Consider the following 17,346-nt stretch of genomic DNA (forward strand, 5'->3'; position numbering starts at 1 on the left):
TTTGCTCATATCGTTTTAGTAGAGATATGAGGAGGGACGAGTATCATGTTGAAAAAATTCATCTTAACCACTGCCCTTTTATTTTCCGTCTTGAATTTCCCTGTTTATGCACAATCCTCTTCAAATTTGGAGAAGTTGGACAACATTTCGGATAAAGCTCTCGAAATGGCCAAGTTGAAGCGATATGATGATTCAGAAAAGATGCTGACATTTTTTTCTGATCAGTTTATAAAAAAGACTGCAATAGAGCAAATTCTTGATATGGACGAACTTCGAATCATTACCGTTGCTCATAATGAAGCATTGATGACGATAAAGGATAGTAGTAAGGGAGATTCCGAAAAGATTAATTCCGTCACTAAGTTTAGACTTGTAATGGATGCAGTTAAGTCTACGCATCAACCCCTCTGGACTGAAATGGAAGATCAAATGATGAATTCTTTTAGACAAACGAAAGACGCGGCAACCAATCAAGATGCCATCACTTTTAATGATCAATTGAACTTATTCCTCTCGCAATATGAAATGATTTATCCCAGTTTAAAAGTGGACCTTTCCAGGGAAACAATTCAACAGTTGGATTCCCGAATTCAGTATATGGATCAATATCGTCCTGAAGTGATTAGGAAAGGTGGAAATCAAAAAGAAATGGAAGACCTGCAGGATGAATTGACGGCTGTCTTTGAGGAAATGGGAGAAGACGATTCAGACCCCTCCTTATGGTGGGTGATCATTTCAACGGGCAGTATAATAATTATGACGCTATCCTATGTAGGTTGGAGAAAATATAAGGGAGATCGTGAAAAGCCAACCAAGGAACGTAATGATTGAAAGGCGCTACCCTGAAGAACACTATATTTGACATGACCGTCCCGTATCCATAGAATAAAAGTAATTATAGTTCTTAGGAGGAAACCATGTATTTCATTTATTTGGCGATTATCATCTTAATCCCGATTTACGCACAAATGAAAGTGAAGAGTACGTATAAAAAGTACTCTCAAGTGCCTGCTTCATCAGGTATGAATGGTGCAGAGACTGCTAGGGCCATTCTCGACCAAAATGGTCTCTACAATGTAAGAGTCGAAGAAACACCAGGCATGCTATCCGATCATTACGATCCAAGAGATAAGACAGTACGCTTATCCACAGATAACTATCATGGACATTCAGTTGCTGGTGTAGCTGTTGCAGCCCATGAAGTTGGACATGCGATACAAGATAAGGAAGCTTATGCATTCTTGCGGATTCGTCATGCGTTAGTCCCAGTCGCAAACTTTGGTTCGAATATTTCCTGGATTTTAATTTTAGTCGGTATGTTTGCGAACATACCAGCTTTATTATTAGCGGGTATCGTATTCATGGCTGCAGCTGTATTATTTCAGGTAGTCACTCTGCCAGTTGAGTTTAATGCTTCCTCACGGGCAATGGATCAACTTGTTTCCGTTGGAGTCATCCGAAATGATGAAGAGAGAGAAACGAAAAAAGTGTTAAGTGCTGCCGCGATGACCTATGTAGCTGCTGCTCTTGTAGCTGTACTCGAATTAGTTCGCCTTCTGCTTATGTACACAGGTATGAGGGAAGAAGATTAAGAAAAGGCATGATTTCATTTTGAAATCATGCCTTTTTCAATCTCTACATTCACGTACGAACTACAGGGATATTTCAAGGATCATCCGAAAGCGTTATCGTATTATTGGATTTTTGTTTTCATCTAACGTAAAACCTTCTCCTAGAACGTCATGTACTTCACTGACAGACACAAAAGCATGGGGGTCGACTGACGTTATAGCACTTTTTAATCGGACAAGTTCATTTTTGGCAACGACACAATATAGAATTTCACGATTGTTTTTTGTGAATGAACCATAGCCTTTCAAGACTGTTACCCCCCGATCCATGTCATGCATGATCCTTTCAGCAATTTCTTCATTTTTCTCACTGATAATCATGGCTCCTCTTGCAGCGTAGGCACCTTCTTGCATAAAGTCGATGACGCGCGCCCCTATGAATACGGCTACGAGGGTATACATCGCTTCTCGATAATCCAAATAAGTTAAAATGGAAAGACCAATGACGACCGCATCGAATATAAACATGGTACGCCCCATCCCCATCCCTAAATAACGATGAGCAAATTGGGCAATAATATCAACTCCGCCCGTCGTTCCGCCATACCGGAATATGATGCCCAGGCCAACACCGACAAAGACCCCTGCAAACAAGGCAACCAGCATTAAATCTTGGCCAAGATTTATTTCAAACTGATACCTTTCAAAAATCCAAAGCCAAGCCGATAAACCGACAGTGCCAACGATTGTATAAAAAAAAGAAGTTCGGCCCAAGTATTTCCAACCAACGAAGAAAAGGGGAATATTTAATATCAAATTGGAATATGACGGATTTAAACCAATGAGTTGATATATAATCAAGGTAAGACCAGTGAACCCGCCTTCTGCCAAGTTATTTTGCATATTGAAATGGACAAGGCCGAATGCAAAAATTCCAGCTCCAATTAGGATGAACAGGATGTTTTTCACTTTTAAACCGTTTAGCATGTCTAGAGACCCCCAAAACGTATGTATTCAAGTAATTTACTTATTATAACCAATTAACCATTTGTGAGCAATTAATTACGGTGGGCGTATCGGTTGTCATCTCTTGCACTTTTAGCTAACATGGAGTAGAAATAAATATTTGTAATCGAATATCAAGAATGGGTGACAAAATGGAACAGAAAACGATTCAACAAATGCAAGCTGAGGTCGATCAATACATAGGACAATTTAAAGAAGGATATTTTAGCCCATTGGCCATGCTTGCACGCATGTCAGAGGAGCTCGGGGAACTTGCAAGAGAAGTCAATCATTACTATGGCGAAAAACCTAAAAAATTGACTGAAAAAGAAAATACAGTTGAAGAGGAATTGGGGGATATGTTGTTCGTGATGATCTGTTTTGCTAATTCCCTTGGCATTGATCTACAAAAATCGCATGATATGGTCATGCATAAATTTACAACCCGGGATAAAGACAGATGGACAAAAAAAGATGAGAACGTAGGGGGAATGAAGGATGAGTGAAGTGAGAGTGATTGTTGCGGGGCCGCGTGGCAGAATGGGAAATGAAGCGGTGAAATTGGTACATCGCACAGATGGATTTCAATTAGCCGCTGTAATAGATCGTAAGTTTAATGGAGAGAACTTATCTACTATCGAGGGGTTCAATGGCATTGAGGCACCAGTGTATTCAGATATTAATGAATGCTTTTCCAAGGTGGAAGCAGATGTATTGATTGATTTAACAACACCGGAAGTTGGGATGTACCATACAGAAACAGCCTTGAACCATGGTATTCGCCCTGTTGTAGGTACGACAGGTTTTTCTAAATCGGATTTAGAGAAACTGGATTCTTTGACTAAGGAAAAAGGCATTGGTTGTATCATCGCACCCAATTTTGCGATTGGCGCAATCTTGATGATGAAGTTTTCACAAATGGCAGCCAAATACTTTCCGGATGTCGAAATTATTGAAATGCATCATGATCAAAAATTGGATGCACCTTCCGGAACTGCCTCAAAAACGGCAGATATGATAGCGGCAGTCCGCGAAACAAAAGAACAAGGGCATCCAAACGAGAAAGAGACGATTCAAGGGGCTCGAGGAGCCAAGATCGATGGCATGCATATCCACAGTGTACGCCTTCCAGGACTTGTTGCCCATCAACAGGTACTATTCGGGAGCGATGGGGAACTCTTGACGGTACGCCATGATTCATTTAACCGTGCATCATTCATGACAGGAGTAAAGCTTGCTGTGGAAACAGTCATGAAACTCGATGTACTTGTTTATGGCTTGGAAAATATTATCGAGTAGGGATTAAGGAGGCGTATGATGAAGATTGCTTTAATTGCTCATGATAAGAAAAAGGAAGATATCATTCAATTCGTAATGGCCTATAAAGATGTGTTTCAACAACATGAACTATTTGCGACTGGTACAACGGGGCAAAGGATTATAGATGAAGTATCTTTGCCAATCCATCGTTTCCATTCTGGACCACTTGGAGGAGACCAAGAAATCGGGGCGATGATAGCTAGAGGGGAAATGGATATGGTGCTATTCTTTCGTGATCCTTTAACTTCCCAACCCCATGAACCGGATGTATCAGCACTTATCCGCCTATCTGATGTCTATGAAATCCCGCTGGCAACGAATATGGGAACAGCGGAGGTCCTTATTCAAGGACTTAAACATGGATATATGGACTGGCTCAAACTTAGAGAAAAACAAGGTGAGATAAATGACAAACAAAAATAATATAGATATCCTCGCATTCGGGGCCCACGCAGACGATGTAGAAATCGGGATGGGGGGCACGATAGCTAAATATGCACAGCAAGGTAAAAAAATTGTTATTTGTGATTTGACCAAGGCTGAAATGTCATCCAATGGGACTGTCCCATTAAGGATTAAGGAAGCATCAAAGGCGGCGGAAATCCTCGGGGTCAATAGAATCTCCCTAGACCTTCCTGACCGTGGGCTTTATATGAAAGAAGAATACATACAGAAAGTAATAGCGGTCATCCGTCAGTATAAGCCCAAACTTGTCTTTGCACCTTTTCTAGAAGATCGCCATCCTGACCATGGAAACTGTGCAAAGTTAGTTGAAGAAGCAGTTTTTTCTGCTGGTGTGAGAAAATATATGGAGAATGCCGGATTGGAAGCCCACCGTGTCAAAAATATGTATTATTACATGATAAATGGTTTTCATAAGCCTGATTTTGTCATTGACATTTCCTCTACGATATCAAAGAAACTTGACAGTCTTAGAGCTTACGAAAGTCAGTTTGAGCAGAAGGATACCACAGTGGATACTCCGCTTGTTAACGGTTATATCGAAACAGTCGAAGCACGTGAGCGGATGTTCGGTAAAGAAGTCGGTGTCGATTATGCGGAAGGGTTCATGTCAAAAAAACCATTTTTGGTCGAAATCGATTTGTTAGGGGAAAATTAATCATATGAAATTAAAAATCGGAATTACCTGCTACCCGACTGTAGGTGGGTCAGGTGTCGTGGCTACCGAGTTGGGCAAAATGTTTGCGGAAAAGGGGCATGAGATTCATTTTATTTCTTCAAGTCTCCCGTTTCGGTTAAATAAGATGTACCATAATATTTATTATCATCAAGTGGAAGTGAATTCGTATTCCGTTTTTCAATATCCTCCTTATGATTTGGCACTTGCAAGCAAGATAGCCGAGGTTGTTAAACGGGAAGAACTTGATATTTTACATGTTCATTATGCGATACCTCACGCGGTTTGTGCAATTCTGGCTAAGCAGATGTCAGGTAATAAAGTGAAAATCGTCACAACGCTTCATGGAACGGACATCACGGTATTGGGTCATGACCCATCATTATCTAATTTAATCAAATTCGGTATAGAAAATTCGGATGTCGTCACAGGCGTCTCTCATTCACTCGTCAAGCAAACACATGAGTTGATTGCTCCGGATAAGGAAATTCAAACCATTTATAACTTTATTGATGAACGCGATTATCATAAAACCGACTCAGGATATTTACGGGACGAATACGGATTTGAGAAGAATGAAAAAGTCATCATCCACGTTTCTAATTTCCGGACAGTTAAACGAGTACAAGATGTGGTCCGTGCCTTCTATTTAACGCAAAAAAAGGTGCCAGCCAAGCTTTTACTTGTCGGGGATGGACCTGAAGTGACTACTGTATTGAAGTTGGCGGAAGATCTGGGCATCAGCGATAAGGTTCTATTCTTGGGCAAGCAGGATAACCTGGCAGAATTATATTCAATCAGTGATTTAATTTTATTGTTGTCCCAAAAAGAAAGCTTTGGGCTTGTACTGTTAGAAGCGATGGCTTGTGGAGTTCCTTGCATCGGAACGAATGTCGGCGGGATACCTGAAGTCATTGTTGACGGAGAAACGGGTTACATATGTGAATTAGGAGACGTCGAAATGATCTCTCAAAAAGCGATCAAACTATTAAGTGATCCCACCTTACATGAACAGTTCTCAAAAGCTGCTTTGGATCGTGCCAATACTGAGTTCCACTCAGATACGATCATGAAAGAATATGAAGAAATCTATATGCAGGTGCTTGGGACCAATTCATTGGAGTAGTGAGGAGGAGACATAGTTGGATCGGTTATTTATAGAAGCGGTACCCATTCTTGAAAGAATTGAAGAAGCGGGGTTCGAAGCTTATTTTGTTGGTGGATCGGTCAGGGACTATATTCTCGGCAGGCCCATTAATGACGTGGATATCGCAACCTCCGCTACACCTTTGGAAGTTAAAGGGATATTCCCAAAAACGGCGGATGTGGGAATCGAACATGGAACTGTATTAGTGATACTGGAGTCAGGGACATATGAAATTACTACTTTTCGAACAGAGAGTGGATACACGGATTATCGTAGGCCTGATTCAGTAAAATTCGTCCGTTCTTTGACTGAGGATCTACAAAGAAGAGATTTTACGATAAATGCAATCGCTATGGACAAATCCGGGGTCATCTTCGACCCATACAAGGGCCAACTTGACCTTTTTCAAAAAAAGATAACGACTGTTGGTAACCCACATGATCGTTTTGCCGAAGATGGTCTTAGGATGATGCGAGCATTGAGGTTCGTCAGTCAGCTGAATTTTCAACTTGATGAAGAAACATTCCAATCCTTAAAGGAGAACGGGCCTATTTTACGGGAGATTGCCGTTGAAAGAATTCTTGTAGAATTTGAAAAGCTATTAGCCGGCGACAATCGGATAAAGGCACTAAGTCTTTTACTGGATAGTGGATTATATCAGTTTCTTCCCCAATTTGCTGGTCAAAAGGAAAAATTGGAAAAGGTATTGCTTCTCCCCATTCATCAATTGACAGTGCCTGAGTTATGGGCGGTCGTCCTCATCCAGGCAGATATGGAGGATATTGAGGAAGTATTGAGAGCATGGAAGCTTCCTTTAAAATCAATCAGGAATGTCCAACGTATTATACAATTGGTTGAAAAGGAACCTGGATTTGAAGATTCCACTTTTGATGTATTCCAGGCAGGTCATATCGAAGCGGTTCAGGCAGCCAAAGTTAAGGCAATTCTCGAAGGCAGAAACGTATTAGAAGCGGAAAAGTCCATGTCTATCAAGTACGAAAACCTTCTTCTAAAGAGTATGTCAGATCTTGATGTAACTGGAGAGGACTTATTGTCATGGCATATAGAAAAACCGGGTCCTTGGGTTAGAAAATACTTGGAACTGATTTTGGCAGCTGTATTGAATTCAGAAATAACAAATGAAAAAGCTGAAATTAAGGAGTGGCTTATAACATGCAATCTGATTTAAGGACTAAACTGATGCAAGCCCTCTCTAAAGCGAATGGAACATTTATTTCAGGACAGGAAATAGCTGAGTATATTGGCTGTTCCCGTACGGCCGTTTGGAAGCATATAGAGGATTTGCGCGGTGAAGGATATATGGTTGAAGCAGTCCGAAAGAAAGGGTACCGCATTGTATCGGCTCCAGAAAAAGTATCGGAAAGTGAAATTCAATTCGGGCTGGAGACGAAAGCCCTTGGAAAGATGATCCATTATCAAGAATCCGTCGAATCGACACAAAAAATTGCCCACCAGCTGGCTAACGAAGGGGCGGAGGAAGGCGCCCTTGTGATAGCCGAGGAACAAGTTTCAGGAAAAGGAAGGCTCATGAGATCTTGGCATTCTCCAAAATTCAGCGGTATTTGGATGAGTCTGATCTTACGTCCAAAAATCCCTCTTCATCAGGCGCCGCAGTTAACCTTGTTGGCTGCAGTTGCTGTAGCACAGGCAATCGAGGATGTTACAGAACTTCAACCTCAGATCAAATGGCCAAATGACCTACTTATTAATCGTAAAAAAGTTACGGGAATCTTAACGGAAATGCAGGCTGAGTCGGATAGAATACATTCCGTCATCATCGGGATCGGAATGAATATCAACCAACAAAAAGAAGACTTTCCAGAGGACCTTCAGGAGAAAGCTTCTTCTCTTTCAATAGAAAGTGGAGTGAAGATTTCAAGGGCCAAGGTCATCCAAAGAGTCCTGCTTCGTCTAGAAGATCTGTATACACTTTATTTACAAGAAGGTTTCATGCCAATTAAGCTCCTGTGGGAGAGTTATGCAATCAGTTTAGGGCAAATTCTTAAAGCAAGTACCGTTAATGATACAATTGTGGGCAAGGCACTTGGAATCACGGATGCTGGCGTTCTTCTTCTCGAAGATGATCAAGGGACCATCCATTCTATTTATTCTGCAGATATAGAAATTCAGTAGATTTTTGTAGAATATAAGAAAAATAAATAGAATAATCGAATGTGGCTTGATATAATTCAAGTGGGCAGTATCGTGATAGAACTGCACCCCAATAACACAAAAATATTTGAAAATCTGCCTTGATCCAAATGATTGGACGGGGACGGAGGGATGAAACTTCTAAAGATACCAAAGAGATCGACTAAAGGAAAGTACTTTGAACGTTGATGATAAAGGCCATTTGTTTGGCCATTTTTATCATCACGAACTAGGGACTCTATTTAGTCGGTCTTTTTTGTACAGCGAATGTCTAGACACCAGTTTTTAAAACACTGATGTTTTCATCTCCTCTAATAAAGGAGGAAACGTAATGAAGTTGATGTCCGGTGATTTTTTGAAAATGAAACAAAAAGGTGAAAAAATTGTCATGCTGACCGCCTATGATTATCCATCGGCAAAGTTAGCCGAGCAATCAGGGGTTGATATGATTTTGGTCGGGGATTCGTTAGGTATGGTGGTTCTAGGTTACGACTCCACCATTCCAGTGACTGTTGAAGACATGATTCACCATACAAAAGCGGTGAAACGAGGGGCTACTGATACATTTGTCGTAACGGATATGCCTTTCATGAGCTATCATCTATCTTTGGATGAAACGCTCAAGAATGCAGCTCGCATTATGCAGGAAGGCCATGCCGATGCTGTAAAGGTTGAAGGGGCGGACGATGTGGTCGAAAAGATTTCTGCTTTGACGAAGGCAGGAATTCCGGTAGTCGCACACCTAGGATTGACACCCCAATCTGTAGGCGTGCTCGGAGGATATAAGGTTCAAGGAAAAGATGCCGAAGCTGCCCAAAAGCTAATGGAAGATGCAAGGAAATGCGAAGCGGCTGGGGCTCTGGCCATTGTTTTTGAGTGTGTACCTTATCAAGTGGGAGAGTGTATTACTAAAGACCTTACAATCCCGACGATTGGAATTGGAGCTGGAGCCGAAACGGATGGACAAGTATTGGTTTTCCATGATCTCATTACGTATGGGGTTGAACGGGTTGCAAAATTTGTCAAGGTATATGGAAATGCCAATGAATTAATTGGAAATTCAATTGAAAGTTATGTGAAAGAAGTAAAATCAAGCGATTTTCCGACGAGAGATTATTCATTTACGATGAAGGAAGAACAACTTCATGCGCTTTACGGAGGAGAAAAATGAAAACTTTTACATCAGCAATAGAATTGCAGAAAGTACTCCGTCATGACAGAACCAATAAAAAAAGTGTAGGCTATGTTGCAACGATGGGGTACTTACATGAAGGGCATGCCTCCCTTATAGAAAATGCCCGTAGAGAGAATGATATCGTAGTTTTAAGTATTTTCGTCAACCCGTTGCAGTTTGGACCCAATGAGGATTTTGCGTCTTATCCCCGTGATTTGGACCGGGATGAAAATCTGGCAGTCAATGCGGGCGTCGATTATCTTTTCTATCCGACCGTGGATGAAATGTATGGTGAAAATCCATCAGTCAAAGTCGTTGTTCAAAACCGCACCGATTGTTTATGTGGTAGAAAGCGACCCGGCCATTTTGATGGCGTAGCAACTGTCGTGACGAAGTTTTTTAATATCATCCTCCCTGATAGGGCGTATTTCGGGATGAAGGATGCCCAGCAGGTCGCAATAATCGACGGGTTGATACAGGACCTCAATTTCCCCATTGAGCTAGTGGCCGTTGATATAGTACGTGAGGAAGATGGTTTGGCAAGGAGCTCACGGAATGTCTTCCTGCTTGAGGATGAGCGTCATGAAGCAAAAGAACTGTACCAAAGTTTATTGAAGGCGAAAGATGCTATTATTTCTGGGGAAAGAAACCCTCAAAAGGTGATAGCTCTCGTCGAGGAGCATATCAAAGCCCGGACAAAAGGCAAAATTGACTATGTTGAAATTTATCAATATCCGGAACTGAAGCTACTTGATGTCCTGAATGGAAATATTATCATTGCTGTGGCCGTTAAGTTCAGACATGCAAGACTCATTGATAATATTATAGTAACGCTATAAAACGATAGTAGGGGGAACGATCATGTTTCGGACAATGATGAATGGGAAAATCCATCGGGCAAGGGTGACTGAAGCCAATTTGAATTATGTGGGAAGCATCACGATAGATGAAGATATTATTGATGCAGTGGGCATCGTGCCCAATGAGAAAGTGGCGATTGTCAACAATAATAATGGTGCTCGACTGGAAACATATGTGATAGCGGGAGAACGTGGAAGTGGGGTTGTCTGCTTAAATGGAGCAGCAGCAAGATTAGTCCAGCCTGATGATATTGTCATTATCATTTCTTATGTGATGGTGGCTGAAGAAAGGGTGAGTGATCACCAACCTAAAGTGGCAATCATGAATGAAAGGAACCAAATCATTGAATTGATTTCACACGAACCTGCAGCGACAATCTTGTAAGCAAAGAGGGCGGCTCAACATCTATATGTTGAGCAGGCCCCTTTTTTATGCAACCAGACTCCTGAACCTATGTCCATCTGGCAATCGGAGTGTTTCCTTTATTCTGTGTAGTATGGTATAAAAAAGGTATAAAGAATTCCATCAGCTAGTGGAGAAAGTGAAGTTTGAGGTGTACAATTCATGACACAACGATATGTAGTGGTTGACTTAGAAACAACAGGGAATTCACCCAAAAAAGGGGATAGGATCATTCAGTTTGCTGGTGTGGTCATTGAAAATGATCAGATTGTTGATACCTATTCAACATTCATCCATCCTGGGCAGGAAATATCCCTTTTCATTGAAGAATTGACCGGGATAAGTAATGAGACCGTAAAGGATGCGCCAGATTTTGAAGATGTCGCGGAAAAAATTGCCCATCTTATAGAAGGGGCTTGCTTTGTCGCCCATAATGTATTATTTGATTTATCTTTTCTACAGGAAGAATTGGTAAGGTGCGGATTTGAGCCCTTTTATGGTTCTACGCTTGATACGGTAGAATTGGCGAAAATCATGAAACCGACTTCCGATGGATATAAATTGCATCAGCTGGCCAAAGAGGAAAATTTAGACCATTCGAGGCCACATCAAGCGGATAGCGATGCATATGCTACCGCTTTATTATTGTTAGAATTGAAAAAAAAGCTGTTGGACCTACCATTGATGACACTTAAGCAATTATACCGGCTATCTTTTTCCTTACAGAGCGAGGTTTCCGAATTAATAGATGCTTGCATTGCGAGCAAACTTACAAAAGCTGAGGTCCGTTTACCAGGTATTACGACATTTAGAGGACTGGCATTTAAAAAAGTAACCGATGATAGTGAGCATATTGAACAAGAAACAGAATTCCCACTCGATGACGAGGGGAAAATAGCCATGCTTCAAAATGCATACCCCGCTTTTGAAGCAAGAGATGGACAGCTTAGCATGATGAACTTAATTCATGATTCCTTCGAATCCCGACAGCATGCGATAATTGAAGCTGGCACGGGTATTGGAAAATCATTGGGTTATTTACTGCCGGCCGTTTATTTTGCCAAGAAACATCATGAACCTGTCGTCATTTCGACATATACTCTTCAGTTGCAGGATCAGCTCCTTCAAAATGAAGTACCTAAACTGAAGAAGATCCTTCCTTTTTCCTTTCAAGCCGTTTTGCTAAAAGGAAGAAGCAATTACCTGAGCCTGGCAAAGTTTGAGCGGGCATTGCGAGAAAAAGAAGATAATTATGAAACTGCTTTAACGAAAATGCAGATATTGGTCTGGTTGACGGAAACGGCAACAGGGGATAAAGATGAATTGAATCTTACTAGTGGTGGACAATTGTTTTGGAACAGGCTTCAAAGTGATGGTCTTACATATGTAGGTTTGAAAAAACCCTGGATTGAACTGGACTTCTTTGAAAGGGCCAAGAAAACAGCCGCAAAAGCAGATATTATCATTACAAACCATTCCTTTTTAATGAGTGACCTCCTTACAGAAGACGCCCTTATTCCCAAAGAAGGGTATTTAGTCTTGGATGAGGCCCATCACTTGGAACAGGCGGCTTCCACACAACTTGGTAGGAGGCTCCATTATATTTCAGTAAAGACCATGCTAAACAGGTTAGGGACCTTCGATCAAAAGCAGTTATTTTATAGACTTGAAAAATTGCTTTCGAACAATGGATGGTCGGATGGCAGTCCAACCTATACATTTGATCAAAAGCTAAGTGACTTTTCATATGAATTCGATCAACTTTTTTATTTCTTGTCCAATCAAGCGGAAAAACTCTCACGGTCTATAGGTCCGAAGCGAATTGCCTTTAAAATAGAAGATCCTTCCTGGAAACAGGCGATACTTATAGCGGAACGGTTAGTGGATCTATCAGGTTCAATGATCATGGAACTTGAGAGGCGATTGCATCGTTTAATGGATAATGAATCATCTTTAGGGAAAAATGCCTTGTTTTACCTGAATGATATCGAAGTGTTGCTTGGACATCTTCAGGATACAAGAGATTCCTTACATGAATGTTTCATTAAGCCTCATGAAGAAAATATTTATTGGCTTGATTATACAAAAGCGGCGCCACAGCACGGTGTTACGTTGACGGTTCAACCGATATCAGGAAGCAAATGGTTGTGGGAATCTTATTTTGGACGTCAGAAGAGTGTAATCATGACATCTGCTACGTTAGCCGTGAAACATTCCTTCCAGTATTTCAAGGCACAGCTTGGTTTGGAAAAAGAATGGGTACAGACAGCCATCTACCCTTCACCATTCCCTTATAAGGACTTGGTAAAGGTGTTGGTGCCGAATGATATCCCCGATATAAACTGTTTAACAGTGGAAGAGTTTTCCGAGAACGCAGCTAACCATATAATTGTAGCTGCCCAGGCTGCCAAGGGCAGGATGATGGTTTTATTTACTTCACATGAGATGTTGCGTGCCACATATTATGCCATAAAAGATTCCGAGGTCTTGGATGATTTCACTTTGTTTGCACAGGGGATTTCTGGTGGAAGCAGGATGAGGTTGTTAAGGAATTTCCAAAATTTCGAGAAAGCAGTGCTCTTCGGGACGACGAGTCTATGGGAAGGTGTCGATATACCAGGAGAAGATCTATCATGTCTGGTCATTGTCAGGCTTCCTTTTTCACCTCCCGATGAGCCGGTTACGGCTGCAAAATGTCAGCTATTCGAAAAACAGGGGAAGAACGCCTTTTCGGCATATTCCTTACCTGAAGCACTGTTAAGGTTCCGTCAGGGATTCGGTAGGTTAATCCGTACGCCAGAAGATCGGGGTTTGCTGATCGTATTGGATCGACGTGTTATCACGGCTAAATATGGGCATGAGTTTAAAAAATCGATTCCCCCTATCGATTGGAAAAATGTCTCCATTAGAGAAATGGCGGATTTGATAGAAGAGTGGATTTAATGACTCTTCTATTCTTTTCCTATTATAGGTGGAATTTTGCGAAATAATGAAGAAAAATAACCTATGAACTGGTATAATGTGAAAGGTAGTTATGCCTTCAAATTCCATACATACCAGTGGTTGTTGACAATTTTTAGTTAAAATGGAGGAGCATTTTCATGGAGAGCAAAATTGAAGTGATCTCGACAGTCAGGCTGCAAAATTCACCTGATTTGTATAAGATTGTGGATTCTTTGAATCGAACGTTGAAAAAGGACGATTTGATGTTCGGGCTGGCATTGGATTCACAAGATCAAGAAAAAGCGATATTTACTATTTATCGTACATAGAAAGAGGGAAAGCGGCTTTGAAAAAATGGTTGGTTATTGCTTCTATCCTAGTCCTTTGTTTTATCGGTTTTGTCAGCGGAGCATACATTAAAGCATTACAGCATAAAAAAGAAGCTGGTAATGAGGCTTTTGAAAAGGCAAAGAAAGCAGGCGGAATTGATACCAAGGATGAGTTTTACCTTTATAATGGTCAAACCTCATATTCTGTTATCATTGGCAAGACGAAAAATGGAAGTAAAAAAATCGTCTGGATTCCTGAGGACGAGAAGAAAAAAATAGTTGTGAGGAATTTTAAAGACGGTAAGACAAAAAAAGAAATTTTAAACATAGTGAATGATAAGCTAAAACCTGAAGAAATCATATCTGTTAAGCTTGGTATGGAAAAGGATGTTCCTCTTTGGGAGGTAACATATCTCGACGATTCTGAACGGTATAATTATGATTATTACGATTTCAAAACAGGGGAATGGCTTAAGTATTATCGAAGTATATAGAATGGAGGATTTTACTACTATGAAATTAGCTAATCGGGTTCAGTCATTAACACCCTCAACAACACTGGCAATCACAGCAAAAGCAAAAGAACTCAAAGCACAAGGTCTTGATATTATTGGCTTAGGGGCCGGCGAACCTGACTACAATACTCCTCAACATATTATCGATGCAGCCATGCAATCCATGAATGAAGGACAAACCAAATACACGCCTTCTGCTGGGCTTCCAAAACTGAAAGCCGCGATTGCAGCAAAGTTAAAACGTGATCAAGGTCTAGAGTATAAGCCTTCTGAAATTATTGTCGGTTCTGGTGCAAAACATGCGCTTTATACATTGTTCCAAGCGATTTTGGATGAAGAAGATGAAGTAATTGTTCCTATACCATATTGGGTGAGTTACCCAGAGCAGATTAAGCTTGCTGGCGGAAAACCCGTGTATGTTGTTGGCTCTGAAGAAAACCAGTATAAGATCACAAAGGAACAACTCGAAGAATTCATCACTGATAAAACGAAAGCGGTCATCATTAACTCTCCAAGCAACCCGACTGGCATGCTCTATTCTAAAGATGAGTTAGAAGCCATTGGTAAAGTTTGCCTAGATCATGATATTTTAATCATCTCGGACGAAATCTATGAAAAATTGGTATATGGAACTGCAAAACATATATCGATTGCAGAAATTTCTCCTGAATTGAAAAAGCAAACGATCATCATCAACGGGGTTTCTAAATCACATTCCATGACAGGATGGAGAATTGGTTATGCAGCAGGTGATGAGGCCATCATCAAGGCCATGACAAACCTAGCTAGCCATAGTACATCCAATCCTACTACCACGGCTCAATATGGTGCAATTGCAGCATATGATGGCCCACAGGAACCGGTAGAGGAAATGCGTCAAGCATTTGAAAGTAGATTGGATACGATTTATGGAAAATTAGTAGATATACCGGGAGTAAGCTGCATTAAACCGCAGGGGGCATTTTATTTGTTCCCGAATGTGAAACGTGCAATTGAATTAACAGGGTTCAGTAATGTCGAAGAGTTTACTACCGCTTTATTAGAAGAAGCTCAAGTGGCCGTCATCCCAGGTTCAGGATTTGGGGCTCCGGATAACATCAGATTATCCTACGCAACATCTTTGGACCTACTTGAAGCAGCCGTTGAAAGAATTCATACATTCGTTAAAGCGAAAATGGCGTAGTATTTGAAAAGCCTACAGGTCCCCTATTTCGTTTAGGGGGTTTGTAGGCTTTTTTATATCTTCCCTATTTTTTATATGGTTAAAAGATTATGAGCAGTAAAGTAGACATTTATAGTAGATTAGCTGAATAATTTGCTTGTAATGAGCCCTATAGGTATAATAAATAGAGTAAATTTCTTAGTAGTTAAGTTATATTTGGAGGGAAATTCGGTGAAAATTACAATAAAAGATGCTAGCAAATTTGTCGATCAAGAAGTGACAATTGGAGGCTGGCTTGCTAATAAGCGTTCTAGTGGTAAAATTGCTTTCCTTCAAATCCGCGATGGCTCTGGTTTCATCCAAGGGGTAGTCGTGAAGGCTGATGTAGGAGAAGACCTTTTCTCTACTGCAAAGTCGGTATCACAAGAATCTTCCATGTATGTTACGGGAGTCATTCAAAAGGATGAGCGTTCACCTTTTGGTTATGAGCTACAGGTGAACAATATTGAAATCATTCATGATTCAGTTGATTACCCAATCACTCCGAAAGCACATGGTCCAGAATTCTTAATGGATAATCGTCATCTATGGCTTCGTTCGAAGCGTCAACATGCGGTTATGAAAATCCGTAACGAAATCATTCGTGCTACATATGAATTCTTCAATGATGAAGGTTTTGTCAAAGTGGACCCGCCGATTTTAACTGGTAGCGCACCAGAGGGAACGAGTGAGTTGTTTGCGACAAAATATTTTGATGAGGATGCCTATCTATCACAAAGCGGTCAGCTTTATATGGAGGCTGCAGCCATGGCGTTAGGAAAAGTATTTTCTTTCGGTCCGACTTTCCGGGCAGAGAAATCTAAGACAAGAAGGCATTTAATCGAATTCTGGATGATTGAACCGGAAATGGCTTTCGTGGAATTCAAAGAAAACCTAGAAGTCCAGGAACAATTTGTCACAGCCGTCATTCAGTCTGTTCTGAAGAATTGTCAGCTAGAATTGAATACACTTGGCCGTGACACGACAAAGCTTGAACAAATCAAGGCTCCGTTCCCGCGGATCACTTACGATGAAGCTATCAAGTTCCTTCATGAACAAGGGTTTGAAGATATTCAATGGGGAGACGATTTCGGCTCACCACATGAAACGGCCATTGCTGAAAGCTATGATAAGCCGGTCTTCATTACACACTATCCTACTAAAATTAAACCGTTCTATATGCAACCAGATCCAAACCGGGAAGAAGTCGTCTTATGTGCCGACTTGATCGCACCAGAGGGTTATGGTGAGATTATCGGTGGATCGGAAAGAATCCATGATCAGGAGCTTCTTGAACAGCGCATTGCTGAACATGGTTTGAGTGAAGATGCTTATAAATGGTATATGGAATTAAGGAAATATGGATCTGTCCCACATTCTGGATTTGGCCTTGGCTTAGAACGGACAGTGGCATGGATTAGCGGCGTTGAACATGTCCGTGAAACTATTCCTTTCCCACGTCTTTTAAATCGCTTATATCCTTGATTTGTAAAAAAACGGTTATTTAGCCATACTGGGCGAATAACCGTTTTTTTCTATTAATTCTGTTAAAATTATAAGCTTATTCG

18 protein-coding genes are annotated in these 17,346 nt (G+C 40.9%); 17 read left to right on the top strand and 1 reads right to left on the bottom strand.

What is annotated here, in order from left to right; translation table 11 throughout:
• The first annotated feature begins 45 nt into the window (after window positions 1-45).
• Together ypjB and ACIQXQ_RS08815 are read left to right on the top strand one after the other, a co-directional pair.
• A complete protein-coding gene (gene ypjB / locus ACIQXQ_RS08810; RefSeq protein ID WP_402956704.1) occupies window positions 46-831 on the top strand; it encodes a sporulation protein YpjB in 786 nt (261 codons plus the stop codon).
• Between the two features lie 86 nt (window positions 832-917).
• The gene (locus ACIQXQ_RS08815; protein WP_402956706.1) at window positions 918-1,592 is read left to right on the top strand and encodes a zinc metallopeptidase; all 675 of its coding nucleotides are present in this window, start codon (window positions 918-920) and stop codon (window positions 1,590-1,592) included.
• Between the two features lie 93 nt (window positions 1,593-1,685).
• Here ACIQXQ_RS08815 and ACIQXQ_RS08820 read toward each other — a convergent pair whose 3' ends face one another.
• Complete coding sequence (locus ACIQXQ_RS08820; protein WP_402869141.1) at window positions 1,686-2,558, bottom strand: YitT family protein; 873 nt, start codon at window positions 2,556-2,558, stop codon at window positions 1,686-1,688.
• A 170-nt stretch (window positions 2,559-2,728) separates the two neighbouring features.
• On the opposite strand from ACIQXQ_RS08820, the gene ACIQXQ_RS08825 reads away from it, so the two are divergent.
• From ACIQXQ_RS08825 to asnS, 15 genes are all read left to right on the top strand, one after another.
• The gene (locus ACIQXQ_RS08825) at window positions 2,729-3,082 is read left to right on the top strand and encodes a nucleotide pyrophosphohydrolase (protein WP_402956708.1); all 354 of its coding nucleotides are present in this window, start codon (window positions 2,729-2,731) and stop codon (window positions 3,080-3,082) included.
• Window positions 3,075-3,875, top strand: coding sequence for a 4-hydroxy-tetrahydrodipicolinate reductase (dapB, locus tag ACIQXQ_RS08830; RefSeq protein ID WP_402869139.1), 801 nt, complete (start codon window positions 3,075-3,077; stop codon window positions 3,873-3,875). The genes ACIQXQ_RS08825 and dapB overlap by 8 nt, the downstream gene beginning before the upstream one ends.
• A gap of 18 nt (window positions 3,876-3,893) precedes the next feature.
• Complete coding sequence (locus ACIQXQ_RS08835) at window positions 3,894-4,319, top strand: methylglyoxal synthase (RefSeq protein ID WP_402869137.1); 426 nt, start codon at window positions 3,894-3,896, stop codon at window positions 4,317-4,319.
• Window positions 4,303-5,016, top strand: coding sequence for a bacillithiol biosynthesis deacetylase BshB1 (bshB1, locus tag ACIQXQ_RS08840; protein ID WP_402956710.1), 714 nt, complete (start codon window positions 4,303-4,305; stop codon window positions 5,014-5,016). The genes ACIQXQ_RS08835 and bshB1 overlap by 17 nt, the downstream gene beginning before the upstream one ends.
• 4 nt (window positions 5,017-5,020) lie before the next feature.
• Window positions 5,021-6,160, top strand: a complete 1,140-nt coding sequence (gene bshA, locus ACIQXQ_RS08845) for an N-acetyl-alpha-D-glucosaminyl L-malate synthase BshA (protein WP_402956712.1) — start codon at window positions 5,021-5,023, stop codon at window positions 6,158-6,160.
• Between the two features lie 16 nt (window positions 6,161-6,176).
• On the top strand, window positions 6,177-7,370 hold the full coding sequence (locus tag ACIQXQ_RS08850) for a CCA tRNA nucleotidyltransferase (protein ID WP_402956714.1): 1,194 nt from the start codon (window positions 6,177-6,179) through the stop codon (window positions 7,368-7,370).
• Window positions 7,355-8,335: a biotin--[acetyl-CoA-carboxylase] ligase gene (locus ACIQXQ_RS08855; RefSeq protein ID WP_402956716.1), complete on the top strand. Its 981-nt coding sequence runs from the start codon at window positions 7,355-7,357 to the stop codon at window positions 8,333-8,335. The genes ACIQXQ_RS08850 and ACIQXQ_RS08855 overlap by 16 nt, the downstream gene beginning before the upstream one ends.
• Window positions 8,336-8,684: 349 nt before the next feature.
• Window positions 8,685-9,524, top strand: coding sequence for a 3-methyl-2-oxobutanoate hydroxymethyltransferase (gene panB / locus ACIQXQ_RS08860; protein WP_402956719.1), 840 nt, complete (start codon window positions 8,685-8,687; stop codon window positions 9,522-9,524).
• Window positions 9,521-10,366, top strand: a complete 846-nt coding sequence (gene panC / locus ACIQXQ_RS08865) for a pantoate--beta-alanine ligase (RefSeq protein ID WP_402869128.1) — start codon at window positions 9,521-9,523, stop codon at window positions 10,364-10,366. Before panB ends, panC begins: the two co-directional genes overlap by 4 nt.
• A gap of 22 nt (window positions 10,367-10,388) precedes the next feature.
• The gene (panD, locus tag ACIQXQ_RS08870) at window positions 10,389-10,772 is read left to right on the top strand and encodes an aspartate 1-decarboxylase (protein WP_402869126.1); all 384 of its coding nucleotides are present in this window, start codon (window positions 10,389-10,391) and stop codon (window positions 10,770-10,772) included.
• Between the two features lie 180 nt (window positions 10,773-10,952).
• Window positions 10,953-13,733: an ATP-dependent DNA helicase DinG gene (gene dinG / locus ACIQXQ_RS08875; protein ID WP_402956722.1), complete on the top strand. Its 2,781-nt coding sequence runs from the start codon at window positions 10,953-10,955 to the stop codon at window positions 13,731-13,733.
• 158 nt (window positions 13,734-13,891) lie between these two features.
• A complete protein-coding gene (locus ACIQXQ_RS08880) occupies window positions 13,892-14,062 on the top strand; it encodes a YpmA family protein (protein ID WP_214772022.1) in 171 nt (56 codons plus the stop codon).
• 17 nt (window positions 14,063-14,079) lie between these two features.
• Window positions 14,080-14,556 (top strand): cell wall elongation regulator TseB-like domain-containing protein, encoded by a 477-nt coding sequence (locus tag ACIQXQ_RS08885; RefSeq protein WP_402869121.1) that lies wholly within the window; start codon window positions 14,080-14,082, stop codon window positions 14,554-14,556.
• A 19-nt stretch (window positions 14,557-14,575) separates the two neighbouring features.
• Window positions 14,576-15,760, top strand: a complete 1,185-nt coding sequence (locus ACIQXQ_RS08890) for a pyridoxal phosphate-dependent aminotransferase (RefSeq protein ID WP_402956724.1) — start codon at window positions 14,576-14,578, stop codon at window positions 15,758-15,760.
• A gap of 210 nt (window positions 15,761-15,970) precedes the next feature.
• A complete protein-coding gene (gene asnS / locus ACIQXQ_RS08895; RefSeq protein WP_402956726.1) occupies window positions 15,971-17,263 on the top strand; it encodes an asparagine--tRNA ligase in 1,293 nt (430 codons plus the stop codon).
• Window positions 17,264-17,346 lie beyond the last annotated feature (83 nt).

This window comes from Peribacillus sp. NPDC097198 (assembly GCF_044762055.1).
GTDB lineage: Bacteria > Bacillota > Bacilli > Bacillales > DSM-1321 > Peribacillus.

Excerpts from the sequence above, each read along its gene's own strand:
- ACIQXQ_RS08825 (WP_402956708.1), top strand. The coding sequence starts at position 2,729 with ATGGAACAGAAAACGATTCAACAAATGCAAGCTGAGGTCGATCAATAC.
- bshB1 (WP_402956710.1), top strand. The coding sequence starts at position 4,303 with ATGACAAACAAAAATAATATAGATATCCTCGCATTCGGGGCCCACGCA.
- ACIQXQ_RS08855 (WP_402956716.1), top strand. The coding sequence starts at position 7,355 with ATGCAATCTGATTTAAGGACTAAACTGATGCAAGCCCTCTCTAAAGCG.
- ACIQXQ_RS08880 (WP_214772022.1), top strand. The coding sequence starts at position 13,892 with ATGGAGAGCAAAATTGAAGTGATCTCGACAGTCAGGCTGCAAAATTCA.
- panD (WP_402869126.1), top strand. The coding sequence starts at position 10,389 with ATGTTTCGGACAATGATGAATGGGAAAATCCATCGGGCAAGGGTGACT.
- bshA (WP_402956712.1), top strand. The coding sequence starts at position 5,021 with ATGAAATTAAAAATCGGAATTACCTGCTACCCGACTGTAGGTGGGTCA.
- dapB (WP_402869139.1), top strand. The coding sequence starts at position 3,075 with ATGAGTGAAGTGAGAGTGATTGTTGCGGGGCCGCGTGGCAGAATGGGA.
- ypjB (WP_402956704.1), top strand. The coding sequence starts at position 46 with ATGTTGAAAAAATTCATCTTAACCACTGCCCTTTTATTTTCCGTCTTG.
- panC (WP_402869128.1), top strand. The coding sequence starts at position 9,521 with ATGAAAACTTTTACATCAGCAATAGAATTGCAGAAAGTACTCCGTCAT.
- panB (WP_402956719.1), top strand. The coding sequence starts at position 8,685 with ATGAAGTTGATGTCCGGTGATTTTTTGAAAATGAAACAAAAAGGTGAA.
- ACIQXQ_RS08815 (WP_402956706.1), top strand. The coding sequence starts at position 918 with ATGTATTTCATTTATTTGGCGATTATCATCTTAATCCCGATTTACGCA.
- ACIQXQ_RS08820 (WP_402869141.1), bottom strand. The coding sequence starts at position 2,558 with ATGCTAAACGGTTTAAAAGTGAAAAACATCCTGTTCATCCTAATTGGA.
- ACIQXQ_RS08890 (WP_402956724.1), top strand. The coding sequence starts at position 14,576 with ATGAAATTAGCTAATCGGGTTCAGTCATTAACACCCTCAACAACACTG.
- ACIQXQ_RS08835 (WP_402869137.1), top strand. The coding sequence starts at position 3,894 with ATGAAGATTGCTTTAATTGCTCATGATAAGAAAAAGGAAGATATCATT.
- dinG (WP_402956722.1), top strand. The coding sequence starts at position 10,953 with ATGACACAACGATATGTAGTGGTTGACTTAGAAACAACAGGGAATTCA.